Source organism: uncultured Rikenella sp. (assembly GCF_947628055.1).
Classification (GTDB): Bacteria; Bacteroidota; Bacteroidia; order Bacteroidales; family Rikenellaceae; genus Rikenella.
Genome location: NZ_CANQYJ010000161.1, coordinates 1 through 3,251 on the forward strand (window position 1 = coordinate 1; position 3,251 = coordinate 3,251).

The window sequence follows — 3,251 nt, forward strand, 5'->3', positions numbered from 1 at the left end:
GGTGTTTTATTGGCCTGCCGGCAGCAAGATAAACTACCCCAAAGAGGGTACCGCCCTCAGGCCGGGCAGGCCCCGTTTAAATTAAGTCCTCTCAAACTCCGACAAAAGCCCCCACGGGACCCCGCGCCGGGCTAAGGGCTGTAACTACCTTAAACAAGCAATGCAAACCCCAATAAAATTCCAACAAGCCCCCGCCGAGACAGGCGACACTTCGCGTTTCGCTTGGGCCGGAATTACCTCAAAAACAAAAACCGCGCGCCGGAAACCAAAATCCCCGCTATTTCCGATCCAACGCATGGAGCGCGAAAGCATACGCCCCAATGCTGATCGCCTTGCTCGTCCCGATGCGTGAGAAACCGATCCCCACGCGCGGCATCGAATCATACGTCACCCGTTCGTTGGTGTGCGGCACCTGAATCTGCTTCACCTCGCCCTGCAGGAAACCCGCCATCTGCGCCTCGTCCTCCAGGTAGAAAGCCCGCTGCGCCAACCGCGGAAATTCCGTCCCCGTCGCCCCCGTAAATTGTCCGCGGATCTCCTCCATCATCGCCGGCACAAAGAGCGATTTCGCCCCCGCAACCCCGCCGCCGATCACCGCAATCCCGTCCACCACGGTCAGCACATTGCACAGCGCATCCCCCAGCGCCCGCCCCATCCGCCGGAACGCTTCGAGCGCCGCCGCCTTATCTCCCGGCTGCTGGCCGATCCCGATCTCGTAAATATCCTTCGGATTCGGCAATCTGTCCGCCGGCGTGTCCGTCAGTTCGCCGTACACCCTGCGCACCGCCCGGATGCTGATCGACTCCTCGATATTGCATTTTTCGCTGTACCGCTGGCTCAGCAGCCAGACCTCCGCCGCCGCCGAGTTATCGCCTAAGAACAGCTCCCCGTTCCGCACGATTCCGCCGCCGAAACCCGTCCCCAGCGTCAGCCCCACCAGGTTGCGGTACCGTTTCGGACTTCCCGCCCGTTCGAGCTGCGCGTTGACCCACGGCAGGTAGCCGCTGATCGCCTCCCCGTAGGCATACAGGTCGCCGTCGTTGTTGATGAACACCGGGATGCCGAATTCCGCGGCCAGCATCGGCCCCACGGCCACCCCTCCCTTATAAGCCGGCAGGTTGCCGATGTTCCAGATAATGCCGTTCGGGTAGTCCGCCGGCCCGGGGAACGCGAAACTGATCGCCACCGGCGCCTCCTTGAGCCGCGACCGCACGGCATGGAAACCGTTGATCAGGTTGGCCAGACTCAGTTCGAGGTTATTGGCCGCCGAAGGCAGGTGGATCGGCTCGACCACCTCTTCGCATCCGCGGATGGCGCCGAAAACGAAATTCGTACCGCCCGCATCCAGCGTCATCACGGTGCGGGGATCGTTATTGAAGTCCATAGGGTATCTGTTTTTGTGAATGTTCGGGTTATACTGCAAAGATAACGAAAGCCGGATGCAATCCAAACGGCTTCGTCCCGCATCTTGTCAGTTCAAATATACAAAAAAGGGATATGCCGGAAGCACATCCCACGGAATCCGGGCGGAAAAGCCGCCGTTATTCGGTCTCCGCCGTTCTCGGCACGGCTGTCAGCAGCGCCACCAGATCGCCCTCGGCGTTCAGCATCAGCAGCCGTCCGCCTTCGATTTTGAGCCGTTTGATGTTTGTCAGCTCCCGGGTGAATCCGTCCTCGATTTCCGTGTCCGGACAGAATTTGCGCGTGGCCCCCGCATTGGCGATCTCGATATTGTGCTCCGCGTCCTTGAACAGGCTGTAGCCCGCGAAGAAGTTGTTGCACGGAGCCTGTCCGTAGATCATCTTCTTCTCCGGGTCGAATGTGAGGGTCACCGCCTTGTCCGAAGGCACCGCTTCGCCCCGGAACTCGATGAGTTTCCAGTCGTCTGTCTCCAGATTGGCGATCTTCGGGCTGCCCTTGCGGCAGGCGCAGCAGGAGCCCATGACGACGGCGGTGAGCGCCAAGGCCGCGAGTGTAAACGTTTTTTTCATGATGTGGTTCGGTTATTGTTGTTTCTGCGTGGTGCTGGCCGGGATGAGCCGCAGCGTGACGGAGCCTGTGCTGTCCATCAGCAGGAGCCGGTTGTGGCGCACGGCATAGCTGCGCACCTGTTTGAGCTTTTCGATATAGGCGTGTTCCGCGTCGCTGTGCGGACACAGGGCCAGGGTCATGCCTTCTATCGTCATGTCGATCCGGCAGACTGAATCGCTGTCGCGGGTCCGGTAGCTCCCCCAGAAGCTGTTGCAGCAGGTGAATCCCTGCAATTGTCCGTCGCTGAGGAATTCGATGGAGGGAATGCCTTCCCGCAAGGTTTCCTGTTGCGATAGGGCGACCGTATCCTGTCCGCTGTCGACAACCCATAAGTCGCCCTCCAGCACTAAAGGCGACTCGCAGGTTCCCTGGCAGGCCGCGAAGGAAACAGCCGCCAAAATTGCAGTTGCGATTCTTGTCATATTTCCGTTATTTTGCACACAAAGGTAATTCTTCGCCTGAATTCAGTTCAAAATTAATACCAAAACGCCAAAAGATGAAAAAAATTATCGCAACTTCGGAGGCTCCTGCCGCTGTCGGCCCTTACAGCCAGGCTGTCGAGGCCGGAGGGACGCTCTATATCTCGGGGCAGCTACCCATCGACCCTTCGACCCAGGCTATGCCGGACGGTATCCGGGCGCAGACGGAGCAGAGCCTGAAGAATATCGCGGCTATTCTCGAAGCCGCGGGCTATACGAAGAACGATGTGGTCAAATCGACTGTGCTGCTGAAAGACATCGCTGATTTCGGGGCCATGAACGAAGTGTATGCCGGGTTTTACACCGAAAATCCGCCGGCCCGGGTGGCTTATGAGGTGGCGGCGCTGCCGATGGGGGCTCTGGTCGAGATCGAGACGGTGGCTGTCAAGTAGATAGCGTGGTTTTTCTGTGTACCGGTCGGCACTCGAACCGGGTTTACCGGTTGCGGAGTTTGTCGGGTAGAGGCTGCCCGAGCGAAACGCAGTTTCGCAAGCCCGGCGGGGGCCCTGTTGGGGTGTTTATTGAAGTTTGCATTGCTTGTTTAAGGTAGTTACGGCCCTGTTCGTGTGCCGAGCGGCACCGGGGCTCCCGCGGGGGAGGCGTCCGGCCCGCCCGGTTCTGCGAACCGGATTTTCCCGACGCATAGGCAAATACTGTTTTTGACCTGCAAAGGGCCACAGCCTGCGGAATTGGGGTAGTTCCAGCCCGGTTCGGGTGCCCAGTGGCACCAGGCCTCCGCCC

At 59.5% G+C, this 3,251-nt stretch carries 4 protein-coding genes; 1 reads left to right on the forward strand and 3 read right to left on the reverse strand.

Going from position 1 to position 3,251, the window contains the following annotated elements; genetic code table 11:
• Positions 1-277 precede the first annotated feature (277 nt).
• From Q0Z93_RS09985 to Q0Z93_RS09995, 3 genes are all read right to left on the reverse strand, one after another.
• Complete coding sequence (locus Q0Z93_RS09985) at positions 278-1,384, reverse strand: ROK family protein (RefSeq protein ID WP_298065119.1); 1,107 nt, start codon at positions 1,382-1,384, stop codon at positions 278-280.
• A gap of 157 nt (positions 1,385-1,541) precedes the next feature.
• Positions 1,542-1,991, reverse strand: coding sequence for an META domain-containing protein (locus Q0Z93_RS09990; RefSeq protein ID WP_298065121.1), 450 nt, complete (start codon positions 1,989-1,991; stop codon positions 1,542-1,544).
• Between the two features lie 12 nt (positions 1,992-2,003).
• Positions 2,004-2,453 (reverse strand): META domain-containing protein, encoded by a 450-nt coding sequence (locus Q0Z93_RS09995; protein ID WP_298065124.1) that lies wholly within the window; start codon positions 2,451-2,453, stop codon positions 2,004-2,006.
• A gap of 74 nt (positions 2,454-2,527) precedes the next feature.
• On the opposite strand from Q0Z93_RS09995, the gene Q0Z93_RS10000 reads away from it, so the two are divergent.
• Complete coding sequence (locus Q0Z93_RS10000; protein WP_298065126.1) at positions 2,528-2,902, forward strand: RidA family protein; 375 nt, start codon at positions 2,528-2,530, stop codon at positions 2,900-2,902.
• The last annotated feature ends 349 nt before the right edge of the window (positions 2,903-3,251 follow it).